Raw genomic sequence first — 15,981 nt, 5'->3', positions numbered from 1 at the left:
TTTTAGGAGAGTTTTATGGGATTATTAGTTAACGGTCAATGGCAAGATAAATGGTACGACACTGATTCAAGTAATGGTAAGTTTGAACGCGAAGCTGCGCAGTTACGCCATTGGATTACTGCTGATGGCAGTGCTGGAATAACCGGTGACGCAGGTTTTAAAGCACAAGCGAACAGGTATCATTTATATGTATCGCTAGCATGTCCTTGGGCTCACCGAACACTTATATTTAGAGCGTTAAAAGGGTTGGAAGACTTAATTACGGTATCGGTTGTTAGCCCTGATATGCTTGATAGTGGCTGGGAATTTGATACGAAAAACCACAGTACTGGCGATGCTTTATTTAATAGTAACTACTTACATCAAGTGTATACAAAAAGTAACTCAAAGTACTCCGGGCGAGTCACCGTACCCGTATTGTGGGATAAAAAGCTAAATAAAATTGTCAGTAATGAGTCTGCCGATATTATACGTATGTTCAATAGTGCGTTTAATGAGTTAACAGGTAATAACGATGACTACTACCCTGAGGCGCTGCAACCAAAAATTGACGAATTAAACGCGCTGATTTATCCAAATATAAATAATGGTGTATATCGTACGGGTTTTGCAACAACTCAGGATGCTTATGAAGAGGCATTTAACGATTTATTTAAAGCACTCGATTCAGTAGAGAGCGTACTGAGCAAACAGCGGTATTTAACAGGGGATAACCTCACAGAAGCTGACTGGCGATTATTCACCACTCTCATTCGGTTTGATAGTGTGTATGTTGGTCACTTTAAGTGTAATCTGCGAACAATTGAAAGCTACCCAGCTTTGAGCGGATACCTTAGAGATTTATATCAAGTTGAAGGTGTGGCAGAGACGGTTGATTTTTATCATATTAAACGTCATTACTATTTTAGCCATACAATGATCAATCCAACACAAATTGTGCCAAGTGGCCCAAGTATTGATTACTTATCCGATCACGGTAGAAATGTTTAATGTTTAAGCAAATAGCCTAACAAGCCAGCCGTATTTTCTTACAAAGCTGGTTTCGCCTTTTCCTGCTTGTACAGCTGCACCGGCTAAAAAGGCACTTGTCAGTCCCACTTTAGTTGCGGCAAAACGCTTTAGCCTATATTGAAACGCTGCATGATGTTGGCGTTTCAGCTCACTGCGCGTATGCATTTGCTTACTAAGAGCATCAACGTTTTCATTAGGTGCTTTAATTAAGTAGTTAACTAACATAGTAATTTCCTTATAAGTTAAACAGCTGTTTTAAGCTTTTAAGTGTTTTACTAAAGCCAATTTTATTGCTTAGGTAAACCGTATTTTTCCAAAGCCATGCTAAACAAGCAACTTGCAGCAAAGTAGCTGTTGCAATACTCAGCCATACTGATCCAAAAAGATCATATACACCGTATCCAACAGCACCCAAAAATCCTGCCCACAACAAAACCAAACCACTGGCAAAACAGCCTAAAAATATAGTGATCAATGCAAGCGATCTGAGCGACAACCGCCATTCAGCCTTAGCAAGCTGATGGGTGATCTTTCCTTGAGTTTGGTAATCATCCTTGAGCTGCTTAGAGTACTCTAAAAGCTTTGCAATATGATCTTGCCAATCGTCCTTTTGGCTCTGCTGCTCAGTAGTTTGGTTTTGCGCTTCACCATCCTTAGCTGCGCTTGTTTGTGGGTTATTCATCACTAATTACTTACGACGAAATAGTGATGTAATCAGCATACCTGCAGCAAAAGCAATACCCGCTGTTGCTAATGGATTTTCAGAAGCAAATGCACGAGTTTTAGCTGTACATTCACTTAACTTTTCGCGTGCAATAAGTTGTTTTTCACTTAATGCTTCTGCTGAGCTTGAAGCGCCTTTACGAACACTGCTTTCAGCTGTTGCTGCTTTGCTAGAAAGTGCATCTACAGCATCGTGTGCCGCTGATGTTGCTTTCTCTGTAAGAGGTGATTCAGTATTTGTTAGTTTAACGTCAGGCTTAACATCTGAAGTTGTGTTTGGTTTCGTATTTGTTGCAGTAGCCATAATCAATCCTTAATAAGTTAAAAAATTTAAATAGTGATTTAGATAATGCAATGATTAAACCAAAACTGTTTTTTAGTTTTAATGTGTTGAATGTATTGGTTTTTGTTGTTTTTGTGTAGCTTTTTCACATTTGATAATTTAAAGCAAACAGTAACTATTACTACACGGTTAGGTAAATTTTACAAAGGGAGTAAAAATGCTTAAAAAGTTGTAAATATTCATTGGTTATTCAGTAAGCAAAGCGTGTAAACAGGAAGTTATAAAAAACAGAATAGATATTTTTTTCATCACAATCCCACTTTTTCCCACATAATTCAAACGCTTCGCTTGAGCCCTTATTTTTTCTAGCTTTGGGACTCACTAAAGCTGGTCAGCTTACTTGACAAAATGGCTTGTCAAGCCCTAAACTGGAGCACTGTGGTAAAAAGTGGTTTTTAGTGGATCACACTGGATAAAAATAAACAAAAGTTGAATAAAACAATTTTAAAGTAGGTTTTTTATGTTTCGTGGCGCGAGTTCACTGAGTTTGGATGATAAGGGGCGTTTTGCGGTACCGACTAAGTACCGAGAATCTCTATTGTCTGAAGATCAGGGAACGGTTATTTGTACCGTCGCATTAAATGAGCCGTGTTTATGGTTGTATCCGCTGGCTGAGTGGCTCGAAATAGAAAGCCGTTTAGCTAAAATCTCCAATATGAACCCACGAGCCCGTCGAATGCAGCGTATGTTGCTCGGGAATGCTACTGAATATCAACTTGATAAAAATGGTCGAATTTTGCTTGCGCCGTCACTGCGGGCTCATGCATCACTTGGCAAAAAAATCATGCTAGTTGGTTTGATGAATAAATTTGAAATTTGGGATGAGGCGCGTTGGCACGAACAAATGCAGCAAGATACCGAGCTTGAAAGACTTGGCGATTTTGAGCCTAACCAAGATTTAGATAATTTTACACTCTAACAGCACAAAAAAAGGCAAATAATAGCTAATGACAGCGCAATTTGAACACGTATCCGTATTAATGGACGAAACCATCGATGCCCTCGCAATTAAGCCAGACGGTATATACATGGATGGTACGTTTGGACGTGGCGGCCACTCTGGACAAATTTTAGCACGCCTTGGTGATGAAGGTCGCCTGCAAGCAATTGACCAAGATCCACAAGCGATAAAATCAGCCGAAAAATTTGCTGATGATCCACGTTTTGCGATTGCACATACTCGTTTTTCAAATTTATACGAAGTAGCTGAGCAGAACGATCTAATTGGTAAAGTGGATGGCATTTTATTAGACATTGGTGTTTCGTCGCCACAACTTGATGACGCTGCGCGTGGCTTTAGTTTCATGAAAGATGGGCCACTTGATATGCGCATGGACCCAACAACAGGTCGCAGTGCAGCACAGTGGTTAGCAGAAGCCGAGTTAGATGATATTACCCACGTAATTAAAAAACTGGGCGAAGAAAAGTTTGGTAAACGCATTGCACACAAAGTACTCGAAGTTCGTGAGCACACGCCAATTACAACGACAAAGCAACTTGCTGACCTTGTTGATGAAGCAGTACCGGTAAAAGATAAGTTTAAGCACCCTGCAACACGTACTTTTCAGGCGATTCGTATTTACATTAATAGCGAGCTTGAAGAGATTCAAACAGCGCTACAGTCTGCAGTTAAAGTGCTAAAGCCAGGCGGTCGTTTAGTGGTGATTTCGTTTCACTCACTAGAGGATCGTATTGTAAAACAGTTTATTAGAAAACAGAGTAGGGGAGAAGTGTTACCCAGAGGTCTGCCTTTAACTGATGCACAAATAAATAAAAACCTGACGTTAAAAGCAGTGGGTAAGGCTATTAAGCCAAGTACTGTTGAAGTAGAACGTAATCCACGTTCTCGTAGTTCTGTACTTAGGATTGCACAGAGGTTGGGATGAGTAAAAAAGCGAGCTATCGTCAACCCAATTTATTCTTTGAAATATTAAAAGGCCTAGGTGCTAACAAGCTAACCTCGGCCTTGTTGGTTGTGATATTCGCTTCTAGTTTAGCTGTTGTGCAAACAACTCATTTAGCTCGTGGGCAACTTATTAAGCAAGATCAATTATTACAAGAACGTGATGAACTCGATTTAGAGTGGCGCTACTTACTTGTTGAGGAAGAATTTTATTCGCAACATGCACGCATTGAAGAAGTTGCTATATCACAATTAAAAATGAAACGACCTACGAGTCAAGATGAGCAGGTAATAATAGTACAATGAGAAATAGAGGCAAAAAACCAGTCACTAATTTAATCACATGGCGCTTTATGCTGGTGTGTACAGTTGTGTTTATGGTGTTTGTAACACTCGTATCTCGCGCTGCTTATTTACAAGTGATAGAACCCGATAAAGCCCGTTCAGAAAGTGATAAGCGCACGGTACGTGTTGAAAAACTGCATGTGCAACGTGGAATGATTTTTGACCGTAATGGTAAAGAATTAGCGGTAAGTGTGCCTGTGGTAAGTGTATATGCTGATCCTAAAGCATTACATAAATCGCTTGTTTCTAAAGTAATCAAACAAGCACGCAAAAGCGGTGAAGATCACTTATCTTTAACTGAAAACACTGCTGAGCTTGATAAGCGTACTGCACTTTATTATAAAAACGATTTACGCTGGCGTGAGCTTGCAGATGTGCTGCGTATTGAACCTAAAAAGATTAATTCTCGACTTTTAAACGATCCTTCGCGTCGCTTTGTGTATTTAAAGCGCCAAGTTACTCCTGCTGTAGCAAATTATATTGGTGATTTACGCCTCCCTGGTATCCATTTACTAGATGAATCTAAACGCTACTACCCTGCAGGTGAAGTTACCGCGCATGTTATTGGTTTTACCAATATCGATGGCAAAGGCATTGAAGGCATTGAAAAGCTCTACGAAAACGCTTTAACGGGTGAGGAAGGCCGCCGTACCATTCGTAAAGACGCACAAGGGCGTGAGGTAGAAGTACTTGACGAACGTGAACGTGTAGAGCCAGAAAGCATAGAACTAAGTATTGATCAACGAATTCAAGCTATTGCGTACAAGGCTGTAAAATCAGCTGTATTGACTTATAAAGCCACATCGGGTTCAGCTATGGTAGTTGATGTTAAAACCGGTGAAGTACTGGCAATGGTAAATAGCCCTTCATTTAATCCAAACAACTTAAGCGATGCTGCACCTCATAAGCGTCGTAACCGCGCAATTACAGATTTGTTTGAACCAGGCTCAACTGTTAAGCCTCTAGCCATTTTGGCTGGGCTAGACTACGGCGCCATTCAGGCAGATGACACGATTGATACCTACCCAGGTTGGATGCGTTTAGGTGGTAGTTTAGTTAGAGATACTCGTAATCACGGCGAACTAACACTGCGCGAAATATTAAAGTACTCCTCAAACATGGGAGTTGCGAAGGTTACTCAGTTAGTGCCTAAAGATTACCTTGTTGGCTTATACCAAAAAGTAGGCTTTGGCAGTGATACTGGTACTGGAATGGTAGGTGAAAGCAGTGGTTTGTTTTATCCAAATCGCCGTTGGTCTGACTTTGAAATTGCGACTTTATCGTTTGGTTATGCGATTTCGGTAAGTACAGCGCAAATGGCACGTTTTTATACCATGTTAGGCGCTGGTGGGGTTAACCGACCTCTGACTATTTTAAAGCAAGATAATATACCTGAAGGCGAACGTATTTTTAAACAAAAAGACGTAGAAGCCGTAGTGCACATGATGGAAAGTGTATTTGAAAAAGACGGTACTGCTCGCAACATAAAAGTTGATGGGTATCGTGCAGCTGGTAAAACAGGTACATCTAAAAAAGCCGTAGCAGGTGGTTATGGTGATGAATATGTAGGTTATTTTGCAGGTGTAGCGCCGGCAAGTAATCCTCGTTTAGCCGTGGTAGTTATGATTAATGAACCAGGTGGTGATGTGTACTATGGAGGTGCCACCGCTGGCCCTGCATTTGCAGAAATCATCTCTAACGCATTAAGAATATTAAACGTAGCGCCTGACAAGGAAGAGGTTGCATACGTACAAGGTAAAGATAACGATGCGTGAGTTAAAGGATATTTTAAAATACATCGAAATAGATGCGCCCTCGCAACTGGTAAAACATTTACGCCTAGATAGTCGTGAAGTAACGCCAGGTGATGTATTTGTCGCAATTAAAGGCCATGCACTTGATGGCGGACAGTTTATTAGTAAAGCAATTGAAAATGGCGCAACAGCTATTATTGCTGACAGATTATGTGAATTTGAAACAAGTTTTGAGCCACTATATTTAGTTTCGGAGCTTGATAAAAAGCTTCCAGAATTAGCAAGTCGCTTTTATAACCAGCCAAGTCAGGCTCTTGATTTAATTGGTGTGACAGGTACAAATGGGAAATCGACGACCACAGCTATGATTGCCCACTTAGCACAATTTTGTAGTACTGAGTCGGCTATTATAGGCACTTTAGGTTATGGTCATCCTGATAACTTAATTCCACTGATTAATACCACACCTTCAACGGTTGATTTACAGCATATTTTGAGCGATTTAAATTCGCAGCATAAAAAGCTGGTAGCTATGGAAGTGTCATCTCATGGGTTAGTGCAGCAGCGCGTTGCTAAATGCGCGTTTAAAGCGGCTGTGTTTACTAATCTTTCGCGCGATCACTTAGATTATCATGGTGATATGGCAAGTTACGGTGATGCGAAACTAATGCTTTTCCGTGACTTTGAGCCAGAGGTTGTAGTGCTTAATCAAGATGATGCTCAAGCTGAGCAATGGCTTGAAAAGTATGACTTTAATAACCTAGTTTGTTATGGCCGCAAAAACTTAGCCCCTAAGAATGCTCAGTACGTTTATTTTTCTAATGTTGAATATTCAAGTGACGGTATTTCGGCGCAGTTATCGACTAGTTGGGGTGATATATCGATTAAATCGCCTCTGTTTGGCGAATTCAACTTATATAACTTAACGGCCGCGATCGCTACATTACTAAGGCTTGGTTATCCGCTTGAGCAATTAGTTTCAGGTTGTGCGCAGTTACAGCCAGTAGCTGGGCGAATGCAAGCATTTAGCCAAGCAGGCATGCCAACGTGTGTTGTTGATTACGCACATACACCCGATGCACTTGCACTTGCATTACAAGCATTGCAGCTGCATGTGCCAGGTGGTGTAAGTTGTGTATTTGGTTGTGGTGGCGACAGAGATAAAGGAAAGCGTGCATTGATGGCGCAAGCCGCAGAGCAAAACGCTAATAAAGTTATTATTACCAGTGATAACCCTCGCTCAGAAAACCCTGATGACATTATTGCAGATGTAGCAGCCGGTTTAACCCATCCTCAAAATGCACATTTAGAGGCTGATAGAGCGACTGCAATTCGTTTTGCTATAGAAAACGCTACAGCTGATGACGTTATTTTGATTGCAGGTAAAGGCCACGAAGATTATCAAATTATAGGTGATACGCGAATCGACTTTTGCGATCGCCGGTATGTACAAGAACAACTAAAAAAAGCAGTAAGAGGGATAACACAATGATCCCAATGGATTTTGATTGGTTAGCTAATGTGCTAACAACCGATTATCAAGGTGATAATCAACGCGTACTTAATATAAATACTGATACTCGTACAGTGTGCGATGGCGAAGTGTTTTTAGCACTGAAAGGGCCAAATTTTGATGGTCATAAATTTATAACTGAGGCTAAACAAAAAGGCGCGATTGGCGTTGTTGTTCAGCATAAAGTAGATGTAGATATTCCACAATTTATAGTGACCGATACTCGTATTGCACTTGGTGTAATTGGGACTGCTGTTATGGCGCAAATTGCGCCTAAAACAATTGCAATTACAGGTAGTGTAGGCAAAACAACTGTAAAAGAAATGTGTGCGGCAATTTTATCGGTTCACGGTGATGTATTAGCTACTAAAGGTAATTTTAATAACGATATTGGCGTCCCACTTACGTTATTGCGCTTAGAGCCTCAACATCGTTTTGCAGTAATTGAGCTAGGTGCAAATCACTTAGGTGAAATTGCTTACACCACTGCAATGACAAAGCCAGATGTAGCTGTTGTATGCAATGTTGCAGCAGCTCACTTAGAAGGTTTTGGTAGTTTAATGGGGGTTGCAAAAGCTAAAGGTGAGATTTTTGACGGCCTAAAAGATGACGGCGTTGCTATTGTTAATTGCGATAGTGAATTTAGCCAGTATTGGTTAGATAAGCTTGAAGGACGTAATGTTAAACGTTTTTCTACAACCGAAAAGCTAGACATTTGGGCCGAAGACATCACGCTTGATGCCAATGCGCGTGCAAGCTTTACGCTTTGCACTAAAAACAAGCAAGTACCTGTTACTTTAGCGCTACCTGGTAAGCACAATATTAGTAATGCACTTATCGCTGCTGCACTGACTAGTGAATTTGATGTAACCCTTGAAGAAATAGCCAATGCACTTGCCACAATGGGTGATGTAAAAGGGCGCGTTAATTTAATTGAAGTGTCTGATTTACTCACCGTGGTTGATGATACCTATAATGCCAATGTTAAGTCGGTAAAGGCTGCGATTGACTTATTAAGTGACATGCAAGGTCACCGCATTTTAGCACTCGGAGACATGGGTGAGCTAGGTGAAGATGCACGTAAGTACCATCAAGAAGTTGGCGAGTATGCACTTGAGCAAGGGATTGATGAGTTATTTACATTAGGTGTGTTAAGTAAATACGCAAGTGATGTGCTTGAACTCCCTAATCGTCACTTTTCGAGTCGCGAACAGATGCAGCAAAAAATTCAAGAAAGTATTAATAAAGTGAATACTAAAACAACAATAGTAGTGAAAGGATCGCGCAGTTCTCGCATGGAATTATTAGTAACCGATTTAGTTAATGGCCAGCAACAAGCCATCAATGGAGTATCATAATGTTAGTTTGGCTGGCAGAGTATTTAACACAGTATTTTAGTGGTTTTCATGTTTTTTCGTATTTAACGCTACGTGCCATTTTAGGTATTTTAACTGCGCTAATTATGTCGCTTTATTTAGGGCCTAAGTTAATTCGTGGTTTGCAACGTATGCAAATAGGCCAAACAGTTCGAGACGATGGTCCGCAATCGCATTTGTCTAAGTCGGGTACACCGACTATGGGTGGCTTACTTATTTTAGCGGCTATTTTTACCAGCACGCTACTTTGGGCCGATTTATCAAATAAATACGTGTGGGCAACACTGTTTGTAATTGGCTCTTTAGGTATTGTTGGCTTTGTTGATGATTACCGTAAAGTTATTCGTAAAGATCCAAAAGGTTTAATTGCTAAGTGGAAGTACTTTTGGCAATCGGTCATTGCATTAGTTGTTGCTACTGCTTTGTACTTTACCAGTGCACAAGCATCTGAAACATCACTTGTTGTTCCATTTTTTAAAGACGTGTTACCGCAATTAGGTTTGTTTTATATCGTACTTACGTATTTTGCGATAGTAGGTACATCAAACGCGGTAAACCTGACCGATGGCTTAGATGGCTTGGCGATTGTGCCAATTATTTTGGTGGCTGCGGCATTGGCAATTATTGCTTATTTAACCGGTAATATTAACTTTTCGGCTTACTTACATATTCCACATTTACCGCTAGCGAGTGAGCTTGTGGTTGTGTGTACAGCCATTGTGGGCGCAGGGCTTGGCTTTTTATGGTTTAACACTTACCCAGCACAAGTATTTATGGGCGATGTTGGCTCATTAGCACTTGGTGGCGCATTAGGTATTATTGCTGTTTTAGTACGCCAAGAGTTACTGCTTATTATTATGGGCGGTGTATTTGTAATGGAAGCGCTATCGGTAATATTACAAGTGGGGTCGTATAAATTACGGGGACAACGCATTTTTAGAATGGCGCCAATTCACCATCATTACGAATTAAAAGGTTGGCCAGAGCCTCGCGTTATTGTGCGCTTTTGGATTATTTCTGTTGTGCTAGTGCTTACTGGCTTAGCTACTTTAAAGATTCGATAAATGCAGTATTTAAACGAGATAAAAAACAAACAAATAACAGTGCTCGGACTCGGTGTAACCGGTCTGGGCATTGTGCGTTTTCTATTATCTCATGGCCTTGCCCCCAAGGTCGTTGATAGCCGAGCAACCCCGCCGGGGATTGATTGGTTAAAAGAGCACGCGCCAACTCTAGATACCCACTTTGGTAATTTGGATGACGCAGAGCTTTGTTTAAGCGATATGATTATTATAAGCCCTGGGCTTAGCTTAAAAATACCAGCTGTTGCAAATGCAATTAACGCAGGTGTTGAAGTGATTGGTGACGTTGAGTTATTTGCGCGCATTAATACAAAACCTGTCGTTGCAGTAACGGGCTCTAACGGTAAGTCAACCGTGGTTACGCTCGCTTATGAAGTGTTAAAAGAAGCCGGTTATAAAGTTGCTTTGGGTGGGAATATTGGCACAGCGGTACTTGATTTACTCAATGATGATTTTGATGTGTATGTACTTGAGTTATCGAGTTTTCAGTTAGATACCACAACGAGTTTAAAACCAGTAAGTGCAGCGGTATTAAATGTGTCTGAAGATCATCTTGACCGCTATGACAGTTACCAAGCTTATATAGACTCAAAGCTTAGTATTTATAAGTTCGCAGAGCTTATTGTTGTCAATGCAGACGACATTCAAACACGTCCTGTTGAGCGCGGTACGGCTCCCTTAATTAGCTTTGGTGCTCAACAAGGTGATTACCATTTAGCGCAGCACAATGGTGAAACTCACTTTATGGTTAAAGGCGATGCCTTTTTACCTGTTGATACACTTGCGGTAGTGGGTAAGCACAATTATTTAAATACGCTTGCAGTAATGGCGCTCTTAAGTCCGTTTGAAGTAAGCAAAGAGCAATATAAAAATGCGTTAGGTCAATTTAATGGGTTGGCTCATCGCTGCCAATTTATAGCTGAGCTTAACGGTGTAAAGTATTTTAACGATTCAAAGGCTACCAATGTTGGAGCAACTATTGCTGCAATAGATAGTTTAGCAAGTGACGGTGAAAATCTGATTGTGATTGCTGGTGGCGATGCTAAAGGCGCTGATTTAAATGCGCTTAAACCTTACATAAAACAGCATGTAAAAGCATTAATTTGTTTTGGCAAAGATGCAAGTGATTTAGCTGCGATTACCAACAAGAGTTATTTAACTAACAATATGGAAGAAGCCGTTACTTTGGCCAAAGTACTTAGTAGTACAGGTAATATTGTTTTATTAGCACCTGCATGTGCCAGCATTGATATGTATAACAACTATATGCAACGCGGTGATGACTTCGTTCAGTGTGTAATGGCAGGGCAATCATGATTGCTTTTGCCGATATAAGAGATGCGTTAACACCTAAGCCTTCAGGGCAGTTATACGATGTGCCGCTATTATACTGCGTAATAATGCTAATTGGTGTTGGTTTTATCATGGTAACCAGTGCATCAATGCCCACCGCAGAGCGACTATTTGATGACCCGTACCATATTACCATTCGCCACAGCATGTTTTTGGCGATGGCTTTTGTGCTTTTTTGGATAAGCGTTTGCGTGCCAATGGAGTGGTGGAAACGTTCAAACCCTTACCTATTAATGCTTGGTATGGTGCTATTAATAGCAGTATTGATTATTGGTCGTGAAGTTAACGGCGCTAAACGATGGATACCTATTGGACCTGTTGGTTTTCAGGTTGCTGAGGCCGCTAAGTTATACTTTTTTAGTTATATAGCTGGCTACTTAGTAAGAAAACGCGAAGAAGTACAAGAAAATATTAAAGGCTTTGCAAAGCCAATAGCAGTATTTGCAGTGTATGCATTGCTTATTTTACTACAGCCCGATTTAGGCACAGTAGTTGTTATGTTTGTAACAACGGTTGGCTTGCTGTTTTTAGCTGGTGCTAAGTTATGGCAGTTTTTTGTACTTATTTTAACGGGCGTGGGTCTGGTTGTATTACTAATTATTGTTGAACCATATCGAATGGCGCGTGTTGTAGGCTTTTTAGACCCTTGGGATGATCCTTTTGGTAAAGGTTATCAGTTGGTGCAATCACTAATGGCGTATAGCCAAGGTGGTTGGTTTGGTCAAGGCTTAGGTAACAGCGTACAAAAACTACAATATTTACCTGAAGCGCATAACGATTTTATTTTTGCCGTTATAGGTGAAGAGCTCGGCTTAATAGGCGTTGTAAGTATTTTAACGGTATTAGCTACTTTAGTATTTAGAGCCTTATTAATAGGTCAACAAGCGCTTAAATGCGGTAAGGAATACGAAGGCTATTTTTCGTTTGCCATTGGTATTTGGTTTGCATTTCAAACCATGGTGAATGTAGGTGCAAGCGCGGGTATTTTACCAACGAAGGGTTTAACCCTGCCGTTTATTTCTTATGGCGGCTCAAGCTTGTTAATTATGACGATTGCCACGGGTATTTTATTGCGCGTAGATTTTGAAACCAAAATGGCAACCAAACAAGCCACCTCACGCGGAGGTAAGCGATGAGTAAAAAATTAGTAGTAGTGGCTGGTGGAACTGGCGGGCATATTTTTCCTGGCATTGCAGTGGCCGATTATTTAAAGCAGCAGGGCTGGCAAGTCAGCTGGATTGGCACTCCAGATCGAATGGAAGCAAGTGTTGTTCCTAAGCATGGCATTGATATTGATTTTATTAATGTTAAAGGTGTTCGTGGCAATGGGTTAAAGCGTCTCATTAAAGCCCCATTCATGGTACTTAATGCAATATTGCAGGCGCGTAAGGTATTGAAAGAACAGCGCCCGGATGTAGTACTTGCAATGGGCGGTTATGTTACGGGTCCAACGGGAATTGCAGCAAAAAGTTTAGGTATCCCGCTGGTTATTCACGAGCAAAATGCTGTAGCCGGTATGAGCAATAAATGGCTTGCTAAGTTTGCTACACGCGTATTAGCAGCATTTCCAAGTGCGTTTGCACAAGGACAAGCTGAGCTAGTAGGTAATCCAGTACGTCAAAGTGTAATGGATATAGTCAAACGCGATGTATCAAGCCCTATTAATATTTTAGTGGTTGGTGGGTCGCTTGGTGCACAAGTGCTTAATCAGACGTTACCAGAAGCATTTAAAGGCCTTAGTAATACAGCTCCAATAAATGTGTGGCATCAAACAGGTAAAGGTCATTTACCCACTGTAGAAGCAGCTTATAAAGCGCATGGTTTAGCGGGCGGTAATACAAAAATAGCTGAATTTATTGATGATATGGACGCAGCATATAGCTGGGCTGATATTGTTGTTTGTCGTGCAGGTGCGTTAACTGTTAGCGAAATCGCAGCGGCAGGTAAAATGGCTGTTTTTGTCCCGTTTCCTCATGCGGTGGACGATCATCAAACAGCGAATGCACAGTATTTGGTAATGGCGAATGGGGCATTATTAATGCCGCAAGGGCAGTTTAATAAACAATCAATTGTTGAACTATTAAGCCCGTATTTAGCCCAACCTTCATTAATTACTGAAATGGCTACAAATGCAAAAAAACAAGCCATTTTAGATGCCACAGCAAGCGTAGCTACGCACTGTGAGCAAGTAACAAATAAGAGAAAATAAGTGAAAGAGATATCAGTACAAGAAAAGCATACACGCCCTGCAATGCGCCGAATAGAAACCATCCACTTTATCGGTATTGGTGGAGCTGGTATGGGCGGGATTGCTGAAGTACTCGCATTTGAAGGCTACCGTATTACAGGTTCTGACATTGCTCATAGCGCTATGACAGATCGTTTAATTAAAGCCGGTGCTGAAGTATTTATTGGCCATCATGAAAATAACGTGAAAGATGCCAATGTAGTGGTTGTTTCAAGCGCGATTGATGAAACAAACCCTGAAATTATCGCAGCTAAAGCCGCAAGAGTTCCGGTTGTACGCCGTGCAGAAATGCTTGCTGAACTAATGCGTTTTCGTCACGGCATAGCCATTGCGGGTACGCATGGTAAAACAACGACAACGAGCTTAATTGCAAGCATTTATGGACAAGCAGGCCTTGATCCAACGTTTATCATTGGTGGCTTGTTAAATAGCGCAGGTAGTAACGCAAAAGTAGGTAAAAGCGATTTTTTAATTGCAGAAGCAGATGAAAGCGATGCGTCGTTTTTACACTTACAGCCAATGGTATCGGTGATCACAAATATCGAAGAAGATCACATGGATACTTACGGTGGCAGTCTTGAAAAGATGAAAGACACCTATGTAGATTTTATTCATAACTTGCCGTTTTATGGTTTAGCCGTTGTATGTATTGACTCTGAAGTTGCTGCTGAGCTTATTCCGCGCTTTGGTCGCCCAGTTATCACGTATGGTGAATCGAAGGATGCTGATTATCGCATGAGCGACTTTAGCCAATCAGCTAATACATGCACATTTACAGTAACTAACAAGCAAGGTGAGTGTTTAACTGCCACGTTGAATATGCCAGGTAGACATAACGCACTTAATGCAACCGCTGCAATTGCTGTGGCAAAAGATCAAAACATTGCAAACCATGCAATTTTAGAAGCGCTGCAGAAGTTTGAGGGTATTGGTCGTCGTTTTCAGCACTATGGTGAATTTGAAAACGAGCGTGGCAATGTGATGTTAGTTGATGATTACGGGCATCACCCTTCAGAAGTTGCAGCAACAATTGCAGCAGTACGTGAAGGATGGCCAGATAAGCGTTTAGTAATGGTATATCAACCACATAGGTTTTCTCGTACACGCGACTTATACGAAGACTTTGTAAAAGTACTTGCTGATGTAGATCAGTTGCTATTGCTTGATGTGTATAGCGCTGGTGAAGATCCAATTGTTGGCGCAGACAGCAAAAGCTTATGTCGTAGCCTTCGTCAACGTGGCAAAGAGCCGCTGCATGTAGCAACAAATGCAGAACTTGCAGGCGTTTTGGCCGCAAATTTACAAAATAATGATTTAGTATTAACTCAAGGCGCTGGTAATATAGGTCAGTTAGTTAAAACATTAGCTGCGACGGGTATGTCGATAGAAAAACTTAAGCAAGGTGAAGTATGACTCAGGTAAACACACAATTTGGTAAAGTAGCGGTACTGCTAGGTGGTAACTCAGCAGAACGTGAAGTGTCTTTACGATCGGGTCAAGCTGTTTTAAATGCACTGCAAAATAGTGGTATTGATGCAATTGCATTTGACCCACAAAGTCGTTCTTTGTGGGAATTAAAAGAATTAAATGTAGAGCGTGTTTTTATTGCTTTGCATGGGCGTGGTGGCGAAGACGGAACTGTACAAGGTGCGCTTGAATTTATGAACTTGCCTTACACGGGCAGTAATGTACTAGGTTCAGCACTTGCTATGGATAAAGTACGTTGTAAACACTTATTTAAATCAGCGGGATTAAGCACCGCACCTTATGCCGTAGTTGATGCCAAAAAAGGCTTTGATGCTGCAGCTATTATGGGTGAGTTTAAAAAGGTAATGGTTAAGCCATCGCACGAAGGCTCAAGCATAGGTATGGCGCAAGCAAGTACAGTACAAGAACTTGAAGATGCATTAGCTAATGCATTTAAGTTTGATAACCAAGTGCTTGTAGAGCAGTGGATCACTGGTCGTGAGTTTACAATCACAGTGCTTGGCGACGAAGTACAACCAGTCATTGAAATGACGACACCAAATGGCTTTTACGACTACCAAGCTAAGTATCAATCAAATACTACGCAGTATCATTGCCCTGCAGATTTGTCAGAGCAAGATACTAAGTACTTACAGGCTATCTCACTAGATGCTTTTGATTTAGTGGGCGCAAGCGGCTGGGGCCGTGTTGATGCGATGCAAGACGAGCAAGGTAATTTTTATCTCCTTGAAGTAAATACAGTACCAGGTATGACTGAAAAATCGTTAGTACCAATGGCTGCAAAAGCGAATGGGGCAACTTTTGAACAATTAGTTGTTCGCATTTTAGAGCAAACGCTTTAA

Annotated in this window: 16 protein-coding genes; 13 read left to right on the top strand and 3 right to left on the bottom strand. The window is 41.1% G+C overall.

Translation table 11 applies throughout. The features are described from left to right. Window positions 1–15: 15 nt before the first annotated feature. Window positions 16–990 carry a glutathione S-transferase family protein gene (locus BW142_RS01880; protein ID WP_076923709.1) on the top strand — a complete coding sequence of 325 codons (975 nt, stop codon included), beginning with the start codon at window positions 16–18 and terminating at the stop codon, window positions 988–990. Between the two features lie 3 nt (window positions 991–993). Here the strand turns inward: BW142_RS01880 and BW142_RS01875 are convergent, their stop codons facing one another. From BW142_RS01875 to BW142_RS01865, 3 genes are read right to left on the bottom strand one after another with little or no spacing between them, the layout of a single operon-like run. Then, window positions 994–1,236, bottom strand: a complete 243-nt coding sequence (locus tag BW142_RS01875; protein WP_024599282.1) for a hypothetical protein — start codon at window positions 1,234–1,236, stop codon at window positions 994–996. A gap of 10 nt (window positions 1,237–1,246) precedes the next feature. After that, window positions 1,247–1,693 carry a hypothetical protein gene (locus tag BW142_RS01870; protein ID WP_024590208.1) on the bottom strand — a complete coding sequence of 149 codons (447 nt, stop codon included), beginning with the start codon at window positions 1,691–1,693 and terminating at the stop codon, window positions 1,247–1,249. A gap of 6 nt (window positions 1,694–1,699) precedes the next feature. Beyond that, window positions 1,700–2,038, bottom strand: coding sequence for a hypothetical protein (locus BW142_RS01865; protein ID WP_010554292.1), 339 nt, complete (start codon window positions 2,036–2,038; stop codon window positions 1,700–1,702). Between the two features lie 499 nt (window positions 2,039–2,537). Between BW142_RS01865 and mraZ the strand changes: the two genes are divergently transcribed. The 12 genes from mraZ to BW142_RS01805 are packed head-to-tail and all read left to right on the top strand — an operon-like array spanning window position 2,538 to window position 15,981. Then, complete coding sequence (gene mraZ, locus BW142_RS01860) at window positions 2,538–2,996, top strand: division/cell wall cluster transcriptional repressor MraZ (RefSeq protein ID WP_007582904.1); 459 nt, start codon at window positions 2,538–2,540, stop codon at window positions 2,994–2,996. Between the two features lie 28 nt (window positions 2,997–3,024). Beyond that, window positions 3,025–3,963, top strand: coding sequence for a 16S rRNA (cytosine(1402)-N(4))-methyltransferase RsmH (gene rsmH, locus BW142_RS01855; RefSeq protein WP_076923708.1), 939 nt, complete (start codon window positions 3,025–3,027; stop codon window positions 3,961–3,963). Further along, window positions 3,960–4,286: a cell division protein FtsL gene (gene ftsL / locus BW142_RS01850; protein WP_007582915.1), complete on the top strand. Its 327-nt coding sequence runs from the start codon at window positions 3,960–3,962 to the stop codon at window positions 4,284–4,286. The genes rsmH and ftsL overlap by 4 nt, the downstream gene beginning before the upstream one ends. Beyond that, window positions 4,283–6,100: a penicillin-binding transpeptidase domain-containing protein gene (locus BW142_RS01845; protein WP_076923707.1), complete on the top strand. Its 1,818-nt coding sequence runs from the start codon at window positions 4,283–4,285 to the stop codon at window positions 6,098–6,100. Before ftsL ends, BW142_RS01845 begins: the two co-directional genes overlap by 4 nt. After that, window positions 6,093–7,571, top strand: a complete 1,479-nt coding sequence (gene murE, locus BW142_RS01840) for a UDP-N-acetylmuramoyl-L-alanyl-D-glutamate--2,6-diaminopimelate ligase (protein ID WP_076923706.1) — start codon at window positions 6,093–6,095, stop codon at window positions 7,569–7,571. Before BW142_RS01845 ends, murE begins: the two co-directional genes overlap by 8 nt. Beyond that, entirely contained in the window at window positions 7,568–8,950 is a 1,383-nt protein-coding gene (gene murF / locus BW142_RS01835; RefSeq protein WP_076923705.1) for a UDP-N-acetylmuramoyl-tripeptide--D-alanyl-D-alanine ligase, read from the top strand. Before murE ends, murF begins: the two co-directional genes overlap by 4 nt. Continuing rightward, the gene (gene mraY / locus BW142_RS01830) at window positions 8,950–10,032 is read left to right on the top strand and encodes a phospho-N-acetylmuramoyl-pentapeptide-transferase (protein WP_024599287.1); all 1,083 of its coding nucleotides are present in this window, start codon (window positions 8,950–8,952) and stop codon (window positions 10,030–10,032) included. The genes murF and mraY overlap by 1 nt, the downstream gene beginning before the upstream one ends. After that, entirely contained in the window at window positions 10,033–11,367 is a 1,335-nt protein-coding gene (murD, locus tag BW142_RS01825; protein WP_076923704.1) for a UDP-N-acetylmuramoyl-L-alanine--D-glutamate ligase, read from the top strand. It abuts the gene before it with no gap. Further along, on the top strand, window positions 11,364–12,539 hold the full coding sequence (gene ftsW, locus BW142_RS01820) for a cell division protein FtsW (protein ID WP_076923703.1): 1,176 nt from the start codon (window positions 11,364–11,366) through the stop codon (window positions 12,537–12,539). Before murD ends, ftsW begins: the two co-directional genes overlap by 4 nt. After that, window positions 12,536–13,612 (top strand): undecaprenyldiphospho-muramoylpentapeptide beta-N-acetylglucosaminyltransferase, encoded by a 1,077-nt coding sequence (gene murG / locus BW142_RS01815; RefSeq protein ID WP_076923702.1) that lies wholly within the window; start codon window positions 12,536–12,538, stop codon window positions 13,610–13,612. The genes ftsW and murG overlap by 4 nt, the downstream gene beginning before the upstream one ends. Continuing rightward, a complete protein-coding gene (murC, locus tag BW142_RS01810; protein ID WP_024599291.1) occupies window positions 13,613–15,064 on the top strand; it encodes a UDP-N-acetylmuramate--L-alanine ligase in 1,452 nt (483 codons plus the stop codon). Continuing rightward, window positions 15,061–15,981: a D-alanine--D-alanine ligase gene (locus BW142_RS01805; protein ID WP_076923701.1), complete on the top strand. Its 921-nt coding sequence runs from the start codon at window positions 15,061–15,063 to the stop codon at window positions 15,979–15,981. Before murC ends, BW142_RS01805 begins: the two co-directional genes overlap by 4 nt.

Origin of the sequence: Pseudoalteromonas sp. EB27 (assembly GCF_001974875.1) — a bacterium.
Taxonomy (GTDB): Bacteria; Pseudomonadota; Gammaproteobacteria; order Enterobacterales; family Alteromonadaceae; genus Pseudoalteromonas.
Note: the sequence above shows the minus strand (reverse complement) of the source record. Positions and strands in the feature narration are given on the sequence as shown.